We start from the raw sequence: 21,522 nt of genomic DNA, 5'->3' as shown, positions 1-21,522 counted from the left end.
AGCTGCCGGACTGCCTTGACAATCGAGGTTTTCTCCGGTGAGCTCCCTGTGTCAAGACTCTGAGCAGATCAACTTCGGGGAGTGCCTCCGTTGACCGCCGCACGATCGTCAGCCCGAACTCGGCCTATGGGGAAGGTGCTTTCCCTCTTCACCGGAGCGGGTGGCCTTGACGTAGGTCTGGAGCGGGCAGGGCTGGACACCGTCGCGTGCGTCGAACTCGACGCCGACGCCAGGTCTGTACTCGCGGCCAATCGGCCGGGATGGGCCCTGCCCGGCGATGGAGACGTCCATACGGCTGCCCAGCAACTCGTACCCCGGGCGCTGGGCATGAAGCCCGGCGAACTCGAACTCATCGCGGGGGGACCGCCGTGTCAGCCTTTCTCCAAGGCCGCGCAGTGGGCTTCGACGGCCCGTAGCGGCATGCAAGACGACCGGGCTAAATGTGTGCACGGGATGCTCGACCTGGTTGAGAGTTTTCTCCCGAAGGCATTGCTCATCGAGAACGTCGAAGGGTTCCTGCGAGGCAACGACAATGCCTCCGAGGTCATCGACGAGGGACTCGCGGGCATCAATGACCGGCATGGCACTTCCTACCGGCTGGTGGCCGAGGTTGTTGACGCGGCCGACTTCGGGGTGCCACAGCACCGGCGCCGGGCCATCGGCATCGCCTACCGGGACGGTGCGGAGGTCCACCTGCCGGAGGCCACCCACGCGGACAACCCGATGCGGGCCTGGGATGTGCTCTGGGATCTCGAAGAGAACGAGAAGCCGTCCGCCACAGGTCAGTGGGCGGCGTTGTTGCCTTCCATCCCCGAAGGCGGCAACTACCTGCATCTCACGGCCCGTGGTGACGGGGAGGAACTTTTCGGCTGGCGAACCCGGTATTGGTCGTTTCTGCTGAAGCTAGCCAAGGACCGGCCGTCCTGGACCTTGCCGGCGTCTCCCGGACCGAGCACTGGGCCGTTCCACTGGGACAATCGGCCCCTGTCCGTGCGGGAGCAGATGCGCTTGCAGACCTTCCCCGACGAATGGCGCATCGACCACCCGTTCCGCGCCGGCCGACGGATGGTGGGTAACGCGACCCCCCCGCTCCTTGCAGAGGTGTTGGGGCGGGCAATCGTGGGAGACCTTGAACTGGGCGAAGCTTCAGCCAGGACTCGCCTCTTGGAAGGAACGCCTTCTTTGTTGCCGGTGCGTCAACTGAGGGTCCCGCGCGCCGTCGCGCCCGTTCCAATACCTGAGGCGTACCAACCGCAGGTGGGCGCCAAGGAGGCCCATCCAGGCGAGGGGGTTGGACCTTCTCCAAGAAGGGTGGCGGCGAGGGGGTGATCTGCCCCCAATCTGTTGGTGGGTGAACCCGAGGTGGAGGTACCAGGGCTGCTGGTGGGGAGGGGCGCGAGGGCGGTCTCGATGAGTCTCACGCGAGCGGCGGTGTCGCCAGCGTTGGAGACGTGGATGTCCATCTTGGCGAGGACGAAGGCGCCGAAGCCGTTGTCCTGGACGTTGTGGGCGCTGCGGAGGGTTCCGACGTAGAAGCGCCGGCCGAGGGAGCGAAGGCCCTTGTCGTAGGCCATCCGGCGAGGTAAGACCCGCGGGCGGCTTTGGCGTAGAGCCGGTGTTCGACGGCGTTGGTGTCGCGGCGTGGTCGAGGAGGTCGGCGCTCAGGGTGAGGCAGCTGGTGGCCTGGTCCAGGAGCCTGGCTTCGCCCAGCTGATCGTCGAGTGCACGGACGAACGGCCCCTGGCTGCCATCGAGTGTTCCTCAGCCGAGATGTTTCTTCGGATGCTAGGTGCTCGCGCGAATCGGTGAGGGAGGCTTTGCCCGGCCACGTGGTTGATGCGCGGTAGCGTCGTCGGGAGAACCCATCAGGGAAGGAACGATCACCGGATGCCGCACAGGACTGATGTCGCCGACAGGCGCGGCCTGATCCTCGACTTCGCCGGGGTGCTTACCGCCAGCCCGATCGATATCCACCGCGCCTGGTGCGTGTCGGAAGGGCTGGCTCCGGGCGCATGGCGCAGCACTCTCAACGATCACCCTGAGGGCCGGCGTCTGTACGAGGCTCTGGAGATCGGGGAGATCGGGCAGGCCGAGTGGAACGAGGGCACGGCCGCGCTGTTGGGTGCGCACGTGGATCCGGTGAACCTGATGGGGCGGGCCTGGGCCCGGGTGCCTGTGGCCCGTCGGATGGTCGCGCTCGCGCGTGCCGCGCGTGCCTCCGGCCACCGGCTTGCGCTGCTGTCCAACAGCTTCGGCCTCGACCCGTTCAACCCGTACGAACACGTCGGCATCTGGGACCTGTTCGACGTGCACGTCGTCTCCGAGCTGGTCGGCATGGCGAAGCCCGATCCGGCGATCTACGAACTCGCCCTGGAGCGGATCGGACTGCCTGCCGAGCGGTGCGTATTCGTCGACGATCACGCGGTGAACCTTCCGCCGGCCGCCGATCTGGGCATCGCCACGGTCCACGTCACGGACGAGGATGAGGCCGTGACAGAGCTGGAGGCCCTCCTTGGTGTCACGGCGGTGCTCGCCGCGTGAACCCAACTGCGCTCTGATCAAAGGCTGTCGGCTCCACCGCTCCAGTCAGTACTGTCCGTGTGGGGTCCATCACGCGGAGGTTCTGGAGCATGCAGTGGTCGGAGTACACCACCTCTGAGCGCTTGAAGGCGCTGCGCGGTGGCATGACACAGGAGCAATTGGCGGAGGCGGCCGGCGTGTCCGTCGGCGTGGTGCGCAAGCTCGAACGCGGCGGGACGGCTTCCCTGCCGTCCTTGCTGTCGATCGCCGACGCGCTCGGTACGGACATCGCCGTGCTCCTCGGGCAGCAGGCGCCACGGCGGTCCATGGACCGCGACGAGCGGGCTGCGTTGCGCCTGGTCTCCGCAGCCACTCATGACGCGGCCATCGGCATCCCCGCCGAGGTCGAGCCGGGCACCGTCGAAGAGCTCCGCGCCGTCGTCCGTCGTGCGGACGCCGCGTACTGGGGAGGGCGGTACACCGAGCTCGGCACTCTTCTCGGGCGGCTCCTACCCGAGGCGCGGGCCAGGTTCGACATGGCCGGCCTCGATGAGCGGGAGGCCGCGGCCGGCGTCTTGATCGACACCTTCCAGACAGCGGGCATGGCCGCCAACGTGCTCGGATCACGAGATCTGGCGTATGCGGCGCTGACGTACGGACGGCAGATTGCCGTGCAGGGCGGAGACGATCTCCGTGACGCGCACCTTGCCGCCACCACCGCCTGGGTCAACCTCCGCGACGGCCGGACCAAGCAGGGCTTCCTCCTTGCCGCAGCACAAGCCGACCGGATCGAGCCCAAGATGAGCGAGCACGACCCGGACCGGCTGAGTGTGTACGGGCAGCTCGTCACGAACGCCGCCGTCGCCGCGTCCCGGGGCGGTACGAACTCGGACAACGCCCGTGAATACCTCTCGCAGGCGCATGCCGTCGCTGCCCTAATCGGGGACGAGCATGCCCGTGGTGCGCACGCCCAGCCGTACGGACCGATGTACGCCGCAACGCAGGCCATGAGTATCGCCGTGGCCCTCGGCGATACGGCTGGAGCGCTGCGGCTCATGGACACCGTTCGCCTGGACGACACGGTGCCCCTGGCCACTCGGGCCCGCTACGGCCTGGACGTAGCGCTCACCCAGGTCGAATGCCGACGGTGGGAGGCCGCAGCCGACACCCTCCAGGCCGTCTGCGCGATGGCCCCGGGATGGGTGCGTCACCAGATGCTTCCCGGCGTCATCATCAGTCGACTCGCTGGGGTGTCCGTCAACCGACTGCGAGGACTGGCGAACTCCGCGGGCGTACCCCTCGGAGTGCGTTGACCTACGAGGGGTACCACGGCCCGTAGTAGGTACGGGCGCGCCATCAGCGCGACTGCTACGGGGCGTGGCACACCTTCGGGCGCCCCTGCCTCCGCTGCCACGCGGCGTGGCGGTCCGACCGGATACGGAGTCTCTCCATTGCGACGGGCCGTGCCTGGGCCCCAACTCCGCAGCCCAGCAGCCTTGTGGGCATGCCGACCAACCCGCCCGGCGGCCTCGGGCACGTACCCGTCGCCGTCTATTCCTGCGCCACCACTTCCACCGCCCTCGGTGAGAGCGAGGAGCGTGGCCGCTACTACGCCGACGCCCGGCACTGGCACGTCGCCGGCGTCTGGTCCGACCCCGCCCCGTCGCTGCCGCTCATGGAGCGGCCGGGCTGGCAGGCCGTCACGGCCACCCTGTCCGCCGGAGTGATCCGAGGTGTCGTCGTCAGCGGCCTGACGCATGTCGCCGCCGACGCCGCCCAGTTCGCGACTCTCGGCGTTCTCCTCCGCGACCGGGGAGGGTTCCTCGCGGACGCGTCGAGCGGTACCCCCACCTGTCGAACCCCCGGCCAGGCCCGTCGTCGGCGCGACATCGCGGACGCGGCCTCCGGCTGGTTCACGCAGACAGGCACGTACGAGGCGGACGGTTCGTGAGCGCCCACCGCGCCTGGGTCGGCGACCTCGTCCGGGACAGTGGCGGACGGCGGGCGATCGTCACCGACGTCCGCGCCGGCGGCACCGTGTGGGTGCTGCGGCCTCCGACCGGCGGTGGCCCCCACTGGGAGACCGACGACCCCGACACCATCGAAATCCTCGCCCGCTCCGAAGCCAGGGATACGCCGTGAGCGACCGCGCTCGCTGCCGACCCTTCCGTCACGCCCGTGCACCACGCCCGAAAGGCGAAGTCGCCGTGTACGCGTTCGGCCTCTGTATCGACCAGCAGTACCTCGTCCCCGGCCTCGCCGCCCTCGCCGGCCTGGCCGACAGCCTCACCCCGGCGGCCCGCCGCGAAGCTGCCGTACGGGTGCTCACCCTCGACCTGGCTCCGTCACAGGCCCTCCTCCTCGCAGACCTCTCCAAGCGGGCCGGCTTCGGCTCCTTCGACCTCCATCGATGCGCTCCTCTGCGCTCCTCGCGCATGGCAGACGCCTCGTACATCACCGTCACCACCTATCTGAGGTTCGAGTTCACGCCGAGCTTCGTCCGCCGTCCCTACCTGATCTACGTGGACGCCGACGTGCTCGTACGCGGAGACGTGAGCGAGCCGCTCGGCTCCCTTGCGCCGGACGAGACCGGCGCCGTGCGGGACGAGTTCAACCCGGCCGTCGGCGAGTGTCCGGCACTGCCCGGAGCCGCCGACCGCTGGCCCCATCTGCGCGGACGCCCGTACTTCAACGCGGGCGTGCTCTGGACCCACACCGACCACATGCCCCGCATCCGCCGAGGCGTCGAGCAGTCCCTGATCCACGCCCGGCACCACATCCTCCACAACGACCAGGACGCCCTGAACCTGTGGCTTCTGCGATCCGGCCGAGTGCGCCCGGTGGCCGGTGGTTTCAACCGGTTCGAGGTCGGCCGATTCCTGGAACGCGGGAACTGGGTGCGCCGGGTCGTCACGCGGTCGCCGAAGCCCGATCCGACCGCCGCCCTCGTGCACTTCGTCGGTCCTGAGAAGCCGTGGCAGGCCGACTGCCCCGTCACGGAGGAAGTCGTCGAATACCGGCGGCACCTGGAAGGGGTCATGCGTCACGTTTGGCGTCTGGGTGCCGTCGGTGTGGAACTGGCAGGTGTGCGGTGAGTGCGGGGGTACCGCCCGCTGTCTCGCGCGCCGCCCTCGCCCTGACCGGGGTACCGGCCGGCACCGCCCGCCGACTGTCTGCACGTACGCGCACCGTCGTGTACCGGGCGGGCCTGGCCGACGGACGCGGTGTCGTGATCAAGCTGTACGCGGCGACCGCACGCCGCAACGCGATCACGGAGAGCGCTGCCATCCGGGCCGTGGCCGATCACGTCCCCGTACCGGCCCTCATCGGATACGGGCACGTTCCAGGCCACGAGGCGACCGCCCTCGTCACCGCCGACCTCGGCCCGCTCACCCTCGGCAGCGCCATGCGCTCCGGCCGGATCTCCGACGAGCGAGCTCTGAAAGACCTGGCCGGCCTGCTTGGCCGCCTGCACCGGGCCCCCGTCCGGCCGTCGGCCCCGCGCCGGCCGCTCCACGAGCAGGTCACCTCACTGGGCCGCCGCTGCCCGCCCAGCAGCCTCGACCGCATCGCGCCCGCGCTGGCCGCCATCGCCGACGCCGTCCACACGGCGCCCGTGTGGTGCCACGGCGACCTACACGGCGACAACGTCGTGATCGCCGGCCCCCGAGCCATCCGCCACCTGGTCGACTTCACCGACGCCGCGGCCGGTCCCCGCGAATCCGACGTCGCCCAGACCCTCGTCATGACCGGCGCCCTCTCGACTCTCCGGGCCCGCACGGTCACGGACGCCTACCCCCTTGCCCTCGATCACCACCTGTTGGGCGCCTGGGTCATCCTCCACACCCTGCGCTCCTGGGCGCATTCCTCCCCAGGCGACGACCGCGCCTTGTGGGCCCGCCGCCTGGACGACCTCAGCCGACGGACCCCGCACTTCTTCCGTACGCGCCGCCCGGAAAGGACGCGCTGATGAGCACCCCCGCCCTGTCGGTAGTGATCCCGGCCTTTAACGAGGCCGCCTACCTGCCCCGCTACCTGCCCTCCGTCCTCGCCTCACTCACCCGCTGGGAGGACATCACCGGCCGTACGGGAGAGGTGATCGTCGTCGACAACGCCAGCACCGACGCCACCGCCGACATGGCCTCCTCCTTCGGTGTCCGAGTCGTCACCGAGTCCGTCCGCAACATCGGCCGGGTCCGCAACACAGGAGCGGCAGCCGCCCGCGGTGGCCGGCTCATCTTCACCGACGCGGACGTGGCCCTGCCCCTGGAGGCGGTCACCGCTGCTGCTGCCGCCATGGACGCCGGGGGCGTCGGCGGCGCCATCCCGCCGCTCTACACCCCGGAACGGCTCGGCGCCCGCCTGCTGTGCGCCTACTGGGACCACTACCGCACCCGGCGCGGCGGGGCCCAGGGCGTCAACCAGTTCTGCACCGCCGACGCCTTCCACCACATCGGCGGGTACCGGGACGACCTGTTCATGAGCGAGGACATGGAGTTCTTCGCCCGCCTCACCGCCCACGGCCAGGCCACCGACCGGCCCGTGACCATCCTCGACGGACTGCGCGTGCGCCCGTCGACCCGCCGCTACGACCAGTGGTCGAGCCTACGGATGCTCTGGTGGCAGAACCCCGTGACCGCCCGCCTGCGCCTCCGGTCGCCCCGCATGTGGCGCCACTGGTACGAGACGACCGTGCGATGACGAAGGAGACTCCTGTGCAGCCCCAGCCCCTGGTCGAACTGCCGGTGCCGGACGGGCCCGGCATCTACACGTTCCCCGACGACCTCCACCGCGCCCACCAGACGCACACCCAGCAGCTCGTCGCCCGCCACCGGAACGACGACCACCGCGTCCTGGAGGTGACCGCCCCCCACACCCGCGTCCCGTACTACATCGAGGCACGCACCCCCGCCGGCCGCCCGGTCCTTGCCATCGAACCCCATCACGACGACTTCGCCCTATCGGCCTCGGGCACCTTCCTCGCCCGCCCCCGACCGCTGACCGTGGCCACCGTTTTCACCCGGTCCCGGAGCGTGCACCCCGCCCTGGAGGACACGTACGCCGACGTCGACACCGTGTCCGAGCTGCGCGACCGGGAGGGTGCCGCCGCGCTCGCACCGTTCGCCGCCCGCCGACACCTCCTCGGCCACAAGGACGCCGAGCCCCCGTACCGTCCCTACAACCCCCAGGTGCTCGACCAGATCACCGAGGAAGTCCGCCGGATCACCGCAGCCCGCCCCGGCGCCGAACTCCTCGCGCCCGCCGCCGTCACCCGCCACCCCGACCACCTCCTCGTCCACGAGGCGGCCGTCCGCCTCGGCTGCACCTGGTTCTGGGAGGACCTCGCCTTCTGGCCCACGTACGCGCTCGCCGGCTGCGACCAGCACCTCTTCCGTACGCGCACGGAGGCGACGATGCGGCCCGAGCTGGTCGACATCACCGACGTCGTCATGGACAAGGTCACCGTCCTGCGGATACACGGCTCGCAGATGAACCCGGCCCGGAAGATGTACCGGCCGATCCGGCACGCCTTCACCACGGCGGCCGACCTCGTCGACGCGCCTGGCCTCTATGCCGAACGCTTCTACCGGATGGAGGAGCCGACGTGCTGATCATCGCCCTGGAAGGTCCCTCCTACGCAGGCAAGTCCACGGCGATACGCCACCTCCGCCAGACCGCTCTCGGCTCGCGGGCGTTCATCTCGGACTGCTACGTCAGGCACATCGCCCACCGCGACGACATCCCTCCGGCCCGGACCGACTCGGCGGCTGCCCAACTCGCCGCCTTCGAGAGGTTCATGGAGATTGAGGCGGCCCGCGTCGCCGAGGCCGCCGCGAGCGGCAGGCAGTTCGTCATCCTTGACCGGTCCGTGGACACCCTCCTCGCCCACGCGTACGCCCTGGACGCCCTGCTCGGGTACGGCGTCCACCACCAGCTCCGCGACCGGCTCAGGACGCTTTCCTTCCTGCGCCCCGACCACACTCTCTACCTCGACGTACCGGCGGAGACGCTCCACCTCCGCCGCAAGACCGCCGGCCACACCGCCGCCGAGTCCGAGTACTTCCTCCACGAGCCGGGCTTCCTCCGCCACGCCCGCGACTATTTCGTCCACGCGCCCCGTCGGCCCGCGACGCGAGAGCTCACGGTCCTGGCCGCCGACGCGGGGCCGGACGATGTGGTCCAGGCCGTGGAAGCCCTCGTCACCTTCTGGACGAGGTGAAGGGAGATGCCCACCGCCCTGTTCGCCTGGCGCCGCACCCCGCCCCCGTTCCTCATCGGCGGCGCCGAGGTCACCCAGCAGCTCCTCGCCGAGGAACTCGCCGCCGCCGGGTGGCACGTCACTTACCTCGGCTCACACGAGCCACCCTGGGACGGAGCCACCCAGCTCCCCGACATGCGCGCCCACTTCGACAGGCATCGCGTCGCGTACGACGAGGCGGACGGCAGCCTGCGCTACCGGTGGAACGGCGTCGAGTGCGCGGCGTTCATGCAGAACAACGTGGAGCACGCGCTAGGCAGCCTCCTGGGAGATCTCCGCCCTGATGTCGTGTTCACCTCGCAGGAGGGCTCGGCGCAGCTCGCCGTCCAGGCCAGACCGACCGCGCTCGTGGCCGGCCTCCTGCACTCCGTTTCGGCCACCGGACTGGGGGTCCTCGCCGGCCGACCCCACTACGGCCTCGCCGTGTCGGATTTCGTCCGGGCACGCGCACCCCGCACGCCTGGCACCCGCCTCGCCGTGATGTACCCGCCGTTCGCGCTGCCCGGGAAGGGCTCGGGCGAGTCCCGCACCGGGTCCGTACTCATGATCAACCCCATCCCCGCCAAGGGATCCGAGCTACTGCACCAGCTCATCCGGATCATGCCGGAACAGCACTTCACCTTGGTCGAAGGCTGGTGGGACACGGCCGCCGAATTCGCCGCTTACCCGAACGTGACGTACGTGCCCCGCGTGTACGACATGGGGCCTCTGTACCGCAGCCATCTCCTGCTGCTGGTCCCGTCCACCGTGGAAGATGCCTTCCCCCGCGTGATCGTCGAGGCCGCGCTCCACGGCGTCCCGAGCATCGGGGTCGACCGGGGCGGCATCCCCGAAGCCATCGGCGACGCCGGAATCGTCCTGCCGAGCACAGCCGGCCCCGAGACGTGGGCACGCGCGATCCGGGAGGCGGACCACGAGGCGCTGGGCATGAGGGCCCGGCGTCAGGCGGTCACGTTCACGCGACCGTGCCTGCCCGAGCTCCGGGAGCTGGGGATCTAGGCAGATCCGGTGAATGCCCGCTCCACCGCGTCGAGCCGCTCCGTCCACCAGTGAAGAAGCGCCTCGTCGGCGATGAACAGCTCGTCGCAGGAGTGGTCGCCCCGGTCGTAGTGGAACTCGAGCTGCCAAAAGTCCGTCATCCGCTTCCACCACAGTTGTCGCGCGGCGTCGAGCAACGCGGCCGGTTCCAACGGGATCACCGACCGGTAGCCGGCCACGAACGCCGCCACCCGCTCCAGGTCGAACACGCCCTCCACCCCGAACTGCACCTGCGCCGTACGAACGACTTCTTCCGCGTACGGGCGGACTCCGAGCCGATCCCAGTCCAGGACGGCGACCAGTCCGCCGTCCGCCCAGAGGAGGTTCCGGTACTGGAAGTCACCGTGCGTCCAGCCATGCGGGCCCGCAGGGATGTCTCCCTCGGGGCGCAGGTGGGCGTGCTTGTCGAGGAGGATCTTGCGCTCTTCGAGGGCCGTCCCCGCGGCCCTGTCGAAAACGTCGCCTGCACCCCGGGCTGACACGGCTCCGGCAAGCCGGTCAGCCTTCTGGACGGCTCGGCCGGCCTCGGTCACCTCAGCGGTGACCGAGGCCGGCACTGCGGGCATCCCGGCCTCATCGACAGCTCGGCCGAGTGCCGTATGGAGTCCCGCGAGGTGTGTGCCGAGGTTGGACGTCTGTGTCAGCGACAGGTCAGTTCCGCGAACGTGTTCCCCGGCCGACCAGGGAAAGAGGCAGTAGACGCCACTGCGGACCTCGGCGATCACATCGCCGTGGACGGTGGGGAGCGGGGTACATGCGGGGACGCCGTACGAAGCCAGGACAGGAAGGACTGCGAGGTTGCGACGCAGTCGATCGAGCGGCACGTCCGTGACCCGCTTGAGGGCGAACCTCCCGGCCCGGGTGTCCAGCCGCCAGTTCACGTTCATGAGGCCATCGGCCAGGTGCTGTCGGTCCAGTACTTCGCCGATGTCGTATGCCCGGATCAGCTCGGCAAGATCGTCTGTGGGGAGGTGCGTCCTGTCCGCCACGTTCGCGTCGGTCACCCTGGCGACGATACGGGAGTCGGCCGTGCAGACGCACAAGGATCACTGGTCTGTCTCGGTGGGACGCGCCCGTTCCCCGAGGGAACGAATCGGGTGTTCCCCGAGGGAACGCTTTCCCTGCTCCCTCGGGGAACACGAGGGTCGGTCAACGCCGCCGCACCTGCGGCTGCTGTACGGCGGTCGGTGTGGCCGCCGGCGGGTGGAACGGGGTGGCAGGGAGCCGTGTGGTGCTGCGGGCTGTGGCTGCCTGGGCGAGGGGGCTGGGTGTGTGGCGTTGCCCGAGGCGGTGGATGCGCCAGGTCAGGGCGCGGGCGGGGCTGCGGGCGTTGTCGAGGGTGCGTTGGCCGAGGGCCTGATCAAGGATGGTGGCCGGGTTGTGGCCGGCCTTTTCCGCGTCTATGAGGACGGTGGCGAGGGCGTCCCAGGCCCAGTCTTGCAGGATGCGGTCGGCGTGCTCGGGGACGGCCTGCTGGAGGTGGCGGGCGTAGCGCTGCTTGGTCTGGATGCCGGGGGTGCGGCGGGCGAGGCCGTCCAGGACGGGAACGGCGACCTGGGTGTACGCGGTCTGGAGGTGGACGAGGGCCTGCTGGGCTGCCGCCTCCTGCTGGGCGTGCTGGTGGGTGCGGTGCCAGTGCTTGGCGAAGGCCACGGCGATGAGGGCGGCGTCCAGCAGCATCGCCAGCCCGGCCCCGTCGTGCGTTGCGGCAGGGGTGCGCAGGATCGTCTGGACGCTGCGGCGCAGGACGCGGGCGCTGTCGGGGCCGACGGTGATGCGGGAGCGGGTGGCGCGCTCGAAGAGGGCGGCGGCCCGTTCGAGCTCGCTCCTCGCGGCGGCTGGTGCGGCGAGGGGCAGCAGGTCGAGGGCTCCGCCGAGGGCGACGAGCTGGCCTTGAGCGATCTGGTCGTCTCCGTGGGTGAGGTGGTCGGGGATGCGTTCGGTGGCGGCAGTGGCCTGGTGCCAGGGGTCGGCCGGCCGGGCGGTGACCGATTCAGGACTGGTGGCGGTGAGGCGGTGGCGGATCTTGGGCAGGGAGAGATCGCCGGCGAGGGTGGAGCCGGAGAACCACACCGGTTCGCCGTGCTTGTTGAGGTCGCCAGGCAGGGCGACGCTGTAGCCGAGGATGTCGCCGGACGGTCCGACCTTGGGCCGCACGTCTACGCCGGTCGCCTCCAGCACGGCGAAGAACTCGGCCTCGCTGGAAGCGGCGGCCACCGCTCGCCGTACGCGCATGCGCAGGATCTCGCGCGTGGTGGTGTCCTGGCCCTGGCGCTTGGCTTTGAAGTGCTCCTTACTGGTGGGGCGTTTGGCGGCGGTGCCGTCGCCCGGGTTGAGGCGGCGCAGGCCGAGGTCGACTTCGATCTTGCGGGCCTCACGCTGGACGGCACGGATGTCGTGGTCGCGACGGGGGCGGCGGCCGTCCTGGCGTACGAGGGTCGCGGCGATGTGGATGTGGTCGTCGGCGTGGCGGACGGCCACCCAGCGGCAGGCTTCCTCGTCACCTTCGGGGGCGATGCCGGCGGCGGCCACGATCCGGCGGGCGATGTCCGCCCAGTCGGCGTCGGACAGGATCGGGTCCTCGGGCGCGGCCCGGACCGGGCAGTGCCACACCGTGGTCGTCGGGGCCTTGTCGCCCAGCATCTTCACGGGCTGGTCGAGCTGCGCGGCGAGCTGGTCCTCGACCTGCTTCGGGTTGCGGCGGGGGCTGCGACCGGGGTCGGGTGCGAAGCCGTTCCAGGACGCGACCAGGTGCGGGTCGGCGTGCTCGTTGGCCCGTCCCTTGCCGAAGAGGTAGGCGATGGTGCGTTGCGTGGCTTTCGGGCCCGCGCCGAGAATGATCTTGGGTATCACCGGATCACCGGGCCTCAGTGACCTGGGCGATGGCGGTGTCCAGTTCGTCGATGGACGCCTCGACGCGGGCCAGGAGCTCTTGGACGGTGGCGGGGTGGGGCCAGGCGCCGTCCTTGTTGAGGTGATGAGTGAGCTGGTTGAGGTTGCTGCCGATCTTGCCGAGCTGTCCGTTGGCGGCCATGAGTGTCTTCACCATGGCGCGATAGTCGGCGACAGCTGCGGTGGGATCGCTGGCGCGGGAGGCGGCGAGCGAGCACTCGGCCACGTAGCCACCGGTCGCCATGCCGCTCAGCGCAGCGGCGTTCTCGACGAGGACGAACTCGTAGTCGTTGTAGCGGGGGTGGACGCGGCGGTCGCGCAACTGCTTGTCACGCAGACGGCGACGCGGCGCTGGAGGCTGCGGCACGCTCGACGATGGCTTGGCGCCCCCTGACCCGGCCGGCTCCCTCGGGCCGGCCGACTCCGGAGCCGCCTCGGCGCCGGATACCTCCGGCTCCCCTGGGGCGGAGGACGGGTAAGGACTCCTTACCCGACAACTTGCTCCGTCTGAAGCAGCCCGTCCGAATGCCTGCCGTACACGTTCCGTCAGCACAGGCGACTTCGTCAGCGGTATCTGTTCCTTGGAGTGGGGCGGCTCGTGCATCATGAACGGTTCTCCAGACGAGGATGAGGCGGGCTCTCGGTAGGGCCCGCGAGCTGCGAACGGTCACATGGACCCGCCCATGGGTGTGATGAGCCAGTAGCGACAGACTTGGCCGGGTGACCGGAACGGGTTCCGGTCACCCGGCAGGTCCCTGGTCAGCCGCTGCCTGGGCCGCCTTCGCGGGAGGCTGTGAGTTCGTTCCGGAGGACGTTCGTCACCTCGGTCAGCCGCTCACTGGAAATCGGAAGACCTTTTTCCTCAACTGCCTTCCGGACAATGGCCCGGGTGAGTTTTCCCTGCTCAGCACAGGCAGCCCTGCCGATCTCCACGAGATCCCCGAGCGGAGCGCCGGGCGGACGGCCACCCCGGGCCTTGGTCTCCGCAACCTCCACAGGAGGTTCCGAAGACCCACCGGGCACGGCGACCGGTGGCTCGATGAGCTCGCTGGGTTCTGCCGGCTCCGCTGGCATTCCGGCGGACCGGAGAGGTGTGGTGACCGATGCCCTCAACACCTGCCCGGAACCTGCGGTCGGGTGCTGGTCCACGAGCTGGTGGATCTGCCGCATCAGTACGGCGAAGGCCACCATCGCGGCTGCTGGGGGAACCGCGGCCACCACGTAGTCGAGGAACGGGGCGTCACCGGTTTCGCGTGTGCCGCTGACCCCGGCAACGTTCAGGGCGATGGAGCCGGCCGAGCCGATGGCGGTCACGGCGATGGCCCATCGGTCGGTGACCCGGCGCAGCCCTGCGCGGAGCATGAGCAGCTCGCCCGCGACGATGAAGGCGTCCAGGGTGGCGGGCCATGCCCAGCGGCGGACCGGTGATCCTCCCAGCCCGTGCTGCCCGGCGACGTCGGCCAGGTGCGCGTAGGAGAGACAGAACGCTCCGGCGGTCAGGGCGACGATGACGATGCCGGCCGCGATGAGCGCGTATCGCTCGGCAGCCCCCTGGGACGCTGCCGGCTGTTTTTCGGCCGTTCGGTTCTCCGGCTGGTGGTGGTGCGGGGGTGAGAGGGGCGGGGTGGGCAAGCGGGTGCTCCTGGGGGTGCTGTGGTGCGTCTTTGGCGTCTTGGCCGTTGCAAGTGCAGGTCAGGGCGGTACGGCAGCGGCTCCGGCTCTCCGTCTCGGTGGTGCCGCCGGCGTCTTCAGCTCTGTGTCGCAATACGGCGGAGGCGGTTCGCCGCGCCAGTGCCCGGCCTGGGTGCCCGTGTCCCGAGTAGGGACGGCGGCATTGCGTCTTCCGTCTCACCGCCCATGGCTGTGACCTGCTCTGATACGGCAAGGACGGGTAAGACGGTGAAAGACGGATCCGGGCAGCGTCTTGGGCGGCCACGTCGGTGGTCGTGTTCGCGTTGCCGTCTTGGCCCCGGTCGCCGTCTCGCTAGCAGGCTGTTTGACCTGCGAGATCACGGCAGGGACGGCAGGGACGGCAACCAGGGCGGCGGGCCTCAGCCCTTGTCGGGGGCGGGGCGGGTGCCGACGGGGTGGACGGTGGGGCAGTACCGCCGCCAGCTGTCGAGGAACTTGTTGCGCGTGTAGCCCTTGCGCTGCGTTCCGTCGGCCATCCGGACGTTGCCCGGCCCCACGCCGAAGCTCCGCAGCAGCCTGCCCAGCTCACGGGCGTTCAGCCCGCCGCGTCCCCACTCCGCCCATGGGCCCTCGGGGTCCTGGCGCAGGTGGTGCAGGAGTTCCTCGGTGGACAGGCTGTCCACCTCCCGCTGGGCAGCGAAGATCCGACGGATGTCGGCGAGGATCCGTGCGCCGCCGGGGTTGTCCTCCTCGGCTGTCACTTCGGCGGCGACCATGCGTGCGCACGCCATTCGAGACCGGCGCGGCCAGGACCCACCGGCCAGCTCGGCGACGATCACCAAGGGTTCCCAGGTGTCGGCGGCGCGGTCCTCGACCGGCATGTCCGGCTCAAGGATTGCTGCCTCCTCCAGAAGCGGCCTGGCCCACGCGTTGACGCGGTCGCGCAGTTCGTGCAGGGCAGGGATGTCACGGCGGGAGCGGAAGGGCTTCACCTTCTCCCCTTCGGCCCGTCGACGCATCCGGATCACGACCGACCGGTCCATGATCGTGTCGGGCAGGTCGCCGATCCCCGCGATGGCCGCCATGGCGAAGGTGGCGAACTTGTGCGGCGTGTGGTCGTTACCGACGACTCGAGTCACGTAACGCCCACGCTGATGACCGGCGTTGAGTAGGCCGCGCGTCTCCTCGTTCCGCTCCGCCTGCTTCGGCGTACCGAAGATGGTGTCCGCCTCGTCCACCAGAAGTGTCGGTGGCTCTTCCTCGGTGATCGAGCGGAAGATCGCCGCAGGGGTGGTGTTGATCGTCAGCATCGGCTCGTGGACCGTCTCGGTCAGCACGTCCAGGAGCCGCGACTTGCCGCACCGCTTCGCCGGCCCCACCACCGCCAGACGAGGCGCGTGCTGCCACGCGGGCTGCAGGTGCGTGGCCACCACCCACAAGGTGATCGCATCGAGCGCCTCCGCTGACGGCAGGATCACGAACTGGGCTATCCGGGCATGCAGTTCATCCAGCAGCTCGGAGCCCTGCGTCGGCTCAGCATCGGGCATATCCTCCAGCCCGCTCGGAGCCTGCGTCTCAGCGGTGCTGTCTGCGGCCGAACCGCCGGTCAGGCCCGGATCGGCGACCGCGGGCTGGGAGGCGCCCAGGTAGGCACCCGGCCGGCCTGGGATGGCGGTCGCGGGCCAGCTCGCCTTGGCGGGCTCGGAATAGTCCTTGGGGTTGTCGGGTTCCACTGGGCAGCTCCTCGTCTGGCGGTGGCGGGCTCGCCCGCCCTTTCCGCCGGGTCGGTTCTCATCGGATCGCTGGGGAGCTATGGGGCCTCCGGCGTTGCACCGCCGGGGGCTCTCCCCCTTCCCGCAGTGGGGCATCGCGAGGGACCACGGACAGTACGGTCACGCCCGGCCACAGTCCAGCGTTTCTGTGTCAGCTCAGCGCAGAACCGTTTGCTACGCTCCCTCCCTCTCACGCGGCCAGACCCAACAGGATCAGTAGATCTGCGGTCACGACCCGGTAGGCGTTGCCCAGTCGCAGGACCTTGCACGGGTAGGCGCCGCGCTTCGCCAGCTCATACCCTTTGCTCCGCCCGAGCCCCAGGGCGCGGTTGCTGGTTTCGAGGTCAACGGCCACCGGCAGGGCCAGCAGGTCCTCACGACTCATCCCCTTTGGCGATCCCTCTGCGGTGTTTTCTCGCATGCGCCATCCCTTTCGGTACAGCCGTCGGCGAACGCGGGCATCACGTCCGGCTCCAGGCAGCCACCAATAAGAATCCACAAGCTAATGTGTCTTCATGACACAACGCGGTGTGGATGATGAAGCGGACGACTTCCCGGAGTGGGTGGACCGGGTCCAGGCGAACGTGGCCGGCGAAGTCCGCCGCAGACGAAAGGAGATGGGGTGGAGCGCGCAGGAACTCGCCGACCGGTGCGAGCAGCTCGGGCACCCGATCCCGCGCAACGTGATCGCCAACATGGAGTCCGGCCGCCGGGCCGGCCTGCCATTGGTGGATGTCCTGGTCCTGGCCGCTGCCCTGCAGACGTACCCCGCCTGCCTGATCTTCCCGGTCGGCTACGTCGAGGAGACCCAGGAGCTCCCCTTCGAGCACCTCGTGCCGACCTGGGACGCCCTGCGACGCTTCACCGGCGAGCAGGAAGTACCGGGGCACGATGCCGGCCTCGTGCCCGACTTCGAGATTCACGCCAGCCTCGTGAGCACCGCCCTGGCCGCGCTCGACGAAGAAGAGCGGGCACGGTTCGCCGCCAAGACGGCCACCAGCCGCGCCCAGCAGGAAGAAGCCGAACGCAAACGGACCGAGTACGCCGACCGGGCCGCCTCCGCGAAGTACAACCTCCGCTACCTCCGCCGAGACCTCCTCGGCGACGGAGCGACCCCACCCGACCTCCCACCCGCACTCCACGACGTCGACCCGCCCGAATGGGCCCCCGAAACCACCACGGAGAAACGCCCTTGAAGGGATCCACCCACCGCCGCTGCTACTGCCGCGACGTCGAGACCGGCAAGCCGCTCGGCAAGAAGTGCCCCAAGCTCACCAGCCGCAAGCACGGCTCCTACTCCATACGCCAGGAGCTCCCACCCCGAGCCGATGGAATCCGCCGATCCTTCAGCCGTGCCGGCTACGAGAGCATCAAGGCCGCCCAAGCCGACCTCGACCACATACGCGCGCTTCTCGGCCTCGCCGACTCCGATGACTCCGAAGGTCTGGATCAGATCGCCGGGTTGCTAGAGAAGGTGGCAGACGAGAAGGCTCCGCTTCCGGACATCGAGGCGACCCGTCGGCGCCTGAGCCACGGCCTGGACCTCACCAGCCGCCTCACGGTCGGCCAGTGGCTAGACATCTGGCTGGCGGGCAAGAAGGGGCGGCAGAGTGCAATCAGCCGCGACGAGAGCAATATTCGCGTCCACCTTCAACCGCGCATCGGGCACGTTCGGCTCGACCGCCTTCGGGTCACTCACCTCTCGGAGATGTTCGAGGCCATCGCCGAGGCCAACGTCGAGATCGCCGAGGGGAACGCCGCACGACGCAAGGCGGTCGAGGATCTCGCACAGATTGCCTGGAAGGGGCGCGAGCCCCGCGCCCGCCGTAAGGCGATGAAAGCGGCCATCGCCGAGATGGACCCCTACCGCCGCATTGTCGGTCCGGCGACGCGGCAACGTGTTCGCTCCACACTGCGGGCAGCGCTGAACGCGGCGATCGCCCAGCAGCTGATCACCTTCAACCCGGCCGCCCACGTCGAGCTGGAGGCCGGCAGGCGCCCCAAGGCGCTTGTGTGGACTGAGGAGCGCATCCTCCATTGGAAGCGCACCGGCGAGAAGCCCTCGCCGGTGATGGTCTGGACGCCGGAACACACCGGGCTCTTCCTCGACCATGTAGCCGAGGACCGGCTGTACGCGCTGTTTCACCTGGTCGCCTTCCGCGGACTTCGGCGAGGCGAGGCGTGCGGTCAGAGGTGGACCGACACGAACCTGGACGCCGGGCTCCTCACGGTCGCCAAGCAACTCGTGGTGAACGGCTGGGAGGTGTACGAGGACGATCCGAAGACGGACGCCGGAGCGCGCACCATCGCCCTCGACTCCGACACGGTCCAGGCCCTGACACGGCACCGGGCCCAGCAGGACAAGGACCGCAAGGAGTGGGAGAGCGCCTGGGTGGAGACCGGAAGGGTCTTCACCCGTGAGAACGGAGAACTGCTCCACCCTGCCAACGTCACGCGGCGGTTCATCGAACTGCACGAGGAACTCGGTCTACCACCGATCCGGCTCCACGACCTCCGTCACGGTGCCGCCACCCTGGCTCACGCGGCCGGTGCCGGCCTGAAGGACATCCAGGAGATGCTCGGCCACTCCTCGATCACCATCACGTCGGACACTTACACGAGCCTGCTCCCCGAAGCGGATCTGGCAATCGCAGAGGCTGCGGCCCGGCTTGTGCCGCGAGCGCGCGCAACCCCCGAGAACACCGTTCCCGAAGCGGAGGCCGAGCCCGACGACGCGGAGTCTGCCGACGCGGAATCCGTGCCGGATGGTGCTGATCCGTTGGGGAAAGTCCGGGAGATCAACTCCCCGTCCGCTCACGCACCGCTCACGCAAACGGCCCCGGACGAGAAGTCCGAGGCCGAGTAAGACCCCTCCCTGGGGGAGAAACCCCAGGTCAGCGGCTTAACGCGTTGTGCCCCCGGCAGGATTCGAACCTGCGACACCCGCTTTAGGAGGTCCTTATGACCTGGGCCTTGACCTGCGGGAATGCTGGCAACACGCGCCCTGGTCAGGGAATCATGACGCCATAGTTCTCACATCTTCGCGGGGCTTCCCGCGTTCATATGTGCTGAACATGTGCTGTTCGGGACACCGAGAGAGGTCCCGTCGTGTGGGCGGGAGACGTGCGGGGCGGGCAAGGTCGCTGCTCCGTAAAATCGATGGAACCGCTGGTCAGGGCATGGCGTCGCCCCGAGTGACGACAGGGATGCGGCTCGATGCCGGCCTCCGGGTTGGGCACCGATCGTGGTCCGGCGTGGCAAACGGTGCAGGCCGGGGTGCGCCGACACGTCCGCGGAGGCAATCTTTGGTCACCTGCGATCGCGGGCGACCGACGAGAAGGGTCCAGTCATGCGGGTGGTTCTCCTGGCGGATCCCGATGCACCGACGGAGATCGCTCAGCGTGTGGCGCGGAGACTTCCTGATCGACTCGCCGGCAAGTCGGGCCGGGGGAGACGGTTCGACGTAGAGGTGGTCAGTGAGCCGTTCACTTCGGGGACGGAGGATCCGCCCACCTTGATGCGCCGGATCAGGGACCGCGGGCGTGAGGAGAACTGGGACATCGTCGTGGCCCTCACCGATCTCCCGCTGCACTCTCATGGGCGCAAACTCGTGGTCGATCTGAGTCATGAAGACGGTTTGGCGCTGCTGTCCCTTCCCTCGCTGGGGGGCCTGCGGCTGCAGACAAGGGTTCGACGGGCCGTGGAGGAAGCCGTACTCAGCTTGGCCGGCGCGCGTGCCAGGGAGGGTGAAGAGGCTGGAACGAGTCGGCTGTCGCTGGAGCCTTCCGTCGGCCGTCACGCGCCTGTCCAACCAGACCCGGTCGCAGAGGAGGAATCTGCCGATCTGAGGTACGTCACCAGTGGGCCGCGCGGATACCTCAGGGTCCTGGTCGGCATGGTTCGCGCCAACCGGCCCTGGCGGTTGGTGCCGGGTCTGTCGAAGGCCCTGGCAGCCGCACTCGCCACGGGAGCCATCGCCACGGTGAACTCCACCGTCTGGAGCCTCGCCGCGTCTCTGAGCACGCCACGTCTCGTGATCGCCACGGTCGGGTCTGTCGCGCTCATGATCGGCTGGCTGATCGTGGATGCGAAACTGTGGCATCGAACGGCGGAGGAGTCACCGGAGGCGAGGAAGCAGGCAGCCCTCTACAACATCTCGACCGTCTTGACTGTGGGCATCGGGGTAGTCGTCTGCTACGTGGGTCTGCTGGTCATCAACTTCGTGTGGGCGTTGTTCATCCTCAACGACAGGGTGTTCGCCTCCTTCACTCGAAACCCGCTGGACGCCACGGCGTACTGGACGCTGTCCTGGTTCGTCGCTTCGATCGCCACGGTGGGCGGCGCCCTTGGATCGGGCTTGGAGACTGACGAGGCGATCCGGGCAGCCGCCTACTCCAAGCGTGAGCAAGAGCGTCGCCGCATGCTGGAGGGCGACCAGGACCGTTAACAGCAGATGCGTCGACGCGCCGTCGACCGGGTCCGGAAAAAATGCGCTGATCGGGCAGTGCGTGTCTGTTGGTGGTTGGCGGCCTTGGCCGCCGTTACACCCAGGAGGAAGCCATGGTGGATCCGCGGGCGGTCGTCCTTCCTTGCGGGGTTGCGGTCACGGCGCTTGGTCAAGGCACCTGGGGGATGGGGGAGAATCCCGGGCGCCGCGCGGCCGAGGTGTCGGCCCTGCGCGCCGGGTTGGACCTGGGGATGACCCTCGTCGACACCGCGGAGATGTACGGAGACGGCGCGGCGGAGGAAGTGGTGGCCGAGGCGGTGGCCGGCCGGCGGGACGAGGTCTTCTTGGTCAGCAAGGTGCTCCCCTCCCACGCGGACGCCCGTGGAGTCGCCGAGGCGTGCCGGGGGAGCCTGCGCCGGCTGCGTACGGACCGGATCGATCTGTACCTGCTGCACTGGCGTGGTGCCGTGCCGCTGGAGGAAACGGTGGAGGCGTTCGAGTCCCTGATGCGGGAGGGTGCCATCCGCTCCTGGGGGGTGAGCAACCTGGACGTGGATGATCTCGCGGACCTGCCGCCCGGAGCCTCGCCGCAGACCGACCAGGTGCTGTACAACCTCAGCCGTCGGGGTCCTGAGTACAGCCTGCTGCCCAGGTGCCGTGAACTGTCAATCCCCGTCATGGCGTACTCGCCGGTCGAGCAGGGCCGACTGCTCGGCCACCCGGCGCTGCGGGACGTGGCAGCCGCCCACGGTGCGACGCCCGCGCAGATCGCCCTGGCCTGGGTCCTGCGGCACGAGGACGTCATCGCGATCCCGAAGGCATCCTCCCGCGCGCACGTCGAGGAGAACAGAGCAGCTCTGGACGTGGACCTGACCGCCGAGGACCTCGCGATGCTGGATCGGGCGTTCCCGCCGCCGGCGAGTGAACGGCCGCTGGAGATGCTGTGACATCCCTGCAGCGTG

General features: G+C 69.4%; 21 protein-coding genes. 15 read left to right on the top strand and 6 right to left on the bottom strand.

The window, feature by feature from the left end:
• The first annotated feature begins 135 nt into the window (after window positions 1–135).
• The 11 genes from AC0VYN_RS32870 (at window position 136) to AC0VYN_RS32820 (ending at window position 9,778) form a co-directional block, all read left to right on the top strand.
• On the top strand, window positions 136–1,329 hold the full coding sequence (locus AC0VYN_RS32870) for a DNA cytosine methyltransferase (protein ID WP_158688656.1): 1,194 nt from the start codon (window positions 136–138) through the stop codon (window positions 1,327–1,329).
• 558 nt (window positions 1,330–1,887) lie between these two features.
• Entirely contained in the window at window positions 1,888–2,541 is a 654-nt protein-coding gene (locus AC0VYN_RS32865) for an HAD family hydrolase (protein WP_274344783.1), read from the top strand.
• A gap of 89 nt (window positions 2,542–2,630) precedes the next feature.
• Window positions 2,631–3,833: a helix-turn-helix domain-containing protein gene (locus tag AC0VYN_RS32860; RefSeq protein WP_475533903.1), complete on the top strand. Its 1,203-nt coding sequence runs from the start codon at window positions 2,631–2,633 to the stop codon at window positions 3,831–3,833.
• A gap of 191 nt (window positions 3,834–4,024) precedes the next feature.
• Window positions 4,025–4,471 (top strand): recombinase family protein, encoded by a 447-nt coding sequence (locus tag AC0VYN_RS32855; protein ID WP_475533902.1) that lies wholly within the window; start codon window positions 4,025–4,027, stop codon window positions 4,469–4,471.
• Window positions 4,468–4,662 (top strand): hypothetical protein, encoded by a 195-nt coding sequence (locus tag AC0VYN_RS32850; RefSeq protein WP_475533901.1) that lies wholly within the window; start codon window positions 4,468–4,470, stop codon window positions 4,660–4,662. Before AC0VYN_RS32855 ends, AC0VYN_RS32850 begins: the two co-directional genes overlap by 4 nt.
• Before the next feature lie 65 nt (window positions 4,663–4,727).
• Window positions 4,728–5,615 (top strand): glycosyltransferase family 8 protein, encoded by an 888-nt coding sequence (locus tag AC0VYN_RS32845; protein WP_475533900.1) that lies wholly within the window; start codon window positions 4,728–4,730, stop codon window positions 5,613–5,615.
• Complete coding sequence (locus tag AC0VYN_RS32840) at window positions 5,612–6,490, top strand: phosphotransferase (protein WP_475533899.1); 879 nt, start codon at window positions 5,612–5,614, stop codon at window positions 6,488–6,490. Before AC0VYN_RS32845 ends, AC0VYN_RS32840 begins: the two co-directional genes overlap by 4 nt.
• The gene (locus AC0VYN_RS32835; protein ID WP_475533898.1) at window positions 6,490–7,221 is read left to right on the top strand and encodes a glycosyltransferase; all 732 of its coding nucleotides are present in this window, start codon (window positions 6,490–6,492) and stop codon (window positions 7,219–7,221) included. Before AC0VYN_RS32840 ends, AC0VYN_RS32835 begins: the two co-directional genes overlap by 1 nt.
• Window positions 7,218–8,132 (top strand): PIG-L deacetylase family protein, encoded by a 915-nt coding sequence (locus AC0VYN_RS32830; protein WP_475533897.1) that lies wholly within the window; start codon window positions 7,218–7,220, stop codon window positions 8,130–8,132. The genes AC0VYN_RS32835 and AC0VYN_RS32830 overlap by 4 nt, the downstream gene beginning before the upstream one ends.
• Window positions 8,126–8,740 carry an AAA family ATPase gene (locus AC0VYN_RS32825; protein ID WP_475533896.1) on the top strand — a complete coding sequence of 205 codons (615 nt, stop codon included), beginning with the start codon at window positions 8,126–8,128 and terminating at the stop codon, window positions 8,738–8,740. Before AC0VYN_RS32830 ends, AC0VYN_RS32825 begins: the two co-directional genes overlap by 7 nt.
• Before the next feature lie 6 nt (window positions 8,741–8,746).
• Window positions 8,747–9,778: a glycosyltransferase gene (locus AC0VYN_RS32820; RefSeq protein WP_475533895.1), complete on the top strand. Its 1,032-nt coding sequence runs from the start codon at window positions 8,747–8,749 to the stop codon at window positions 9,776–9,778.
• Here the strand turns inward: AC0VYN_RS32820 and AC0VYN_RS32815 are convergent.
• The 6 genes from AC0VYN_RS32815 to AC0VYN_RS32790 form a co-directional block, all read right to left on the bottom strand.
• Complete coding sequence (locus AC0VYN_RS32815; RefSeq protein ID WP_475533894.1) at window positions 9,775–10,860, bottom strand: phosphotransferase; 1,086 nt, start codon at window positions 10,858–10,860, stop codon at window positions 9,775–9,777. The genes AC0VYN_RS32820 and AC0VYN_RS32815 overlap by 4 nt on opposite strands.
• 106 nt (window positions 10,861–10,966) lie before the next feature.
• Window positions 10,967–12,670: a relaxase/mobilization nuclease domain-containing protein gene (locus AC0VYN_RS32810; protein ID WP_475533893.1), complete on the bottom strand. Its 1,704-nt coding sequence runs from the start codon at window positions 12,668–12,670 to the stop codon at window positions 10,967–10,969.
• 4 nt (window positions 12,671–12,674) lie between these two features.
• Window positions 12,675–13,076, bottom strand: a complete 402-nt coding sequence (locus tag AC0VYN_RS32805) for a MobC family plasmid mobilization relaxosome protein (RefSeq protein WP_451307611.1) — start codon at window positions 13,074–13,076, stop codon at window positions 12,675–12,677.
• A gap of 392 nt (window positions 13,077–13,468) precedes the next feature.
• The gene (locus tag AC0VYN_RS32800; protein WP_475533892.1) at window positions 13,469–14,341 is read right to left on the bottom strand and encodes a DUF2637 domain-containing protein; all 873 of its coding nucleotides are present in this window, start codon (window positions 14,339–14,341) and stop codon (window positions 13,469–13,471) included.
• Between the two features lie 419 nt (window positions 14,342–14,760).
• On the bottom strand, window positions 14,761–16,074 hold the full coding sequence (locus AC0VYN_RS32795; RefSeq protein WP_475533891.1) for a DUF3631 domain-containing protein: 1,314 nt from the start codon (window positions 16,072–16,074) through the stop codon (window positions 14,761–14,763).
• Window positions 16,075–16,303: 229 nt separating this feature from the next.
• Window positions 16,304–16,534: a hypothetical protein gene (locus AC0VYN_RS32790; RefSeq protein WP_328900683.1), complete on the bottom strand. Its 231-nt coding sequence runs from the start codon at window positions 16,532–16,534 to the stop codon at window positions 16,304–16,306.
• Window positions 16,535–16,628: 94 nt separating this feature from the next.
• Here AC0VYN_RS32790 and AC0VYN_RS32785 point away from each other — a divergent pair, with 94 nt between their 5' ends.
• From AC0VYN_RS32785 to AC0VYN_RS32770, 4 genes are all read left to right on the top strand, one after another.
• Entirely contained in the window at window positions 16,629–17,309 is a 681-nt protein-coding gene (locus tag AC0VYN_RS32785) for a helix-turn-helix domain-containing protein (protein WP_475533890.1), read from the top strand.
• Window positions 17,306–18,979: a site-specific integrase gene (locus AC0VYN_RS32780; RefSeq protein ID WP_475533889.1), complete on the top strand. Its 1,674-nt coding sequence runs from the start codon at window positions 17,306–17,308 to the stop codon at window positions 18,977–18,979. Before AC0VYN_RS32785 ends, AC0VYN_RS32780 begins: the two co-directional genes overlap by 4 nt.
• A gap of 483 nt (window positions 18,980–19,462) precedes the next feature.
• Window positions 19,463–20,560 carry a hypothetical protein gene (locus tag AC0VYN_RS32775; protein WP_466326784.1) on the top strand — a complete coding sequence of 366 codons (1,098 nt, stop codon included), beginning with the start codon at window positions 19,463–19,465 and terminating at the stop codon, window positions 20,558–20,560.
• 113 nt (window positions 20,561–20,673) lie between these two features.
• Entirely contained in the window at window positions 20,674–21,507 is an 834-nt protein-coding gene (locus tag AC0VYN_RS32770; RefSeq protein WP_386660514.1) for an aldo/keto reductase, read from the top strand.
• The last annotated feature ends 15 nt before the right edge of the window (window positions 21,508–21,522 follow it).

The organism is Streptomyces sp. 63XJN7_1_ISO-PGPR-S23-121 (genome assembly GCF_056173025.1).
This window is presented reverse-complemented; position numbering and strand designations above follow the sequence as displayed.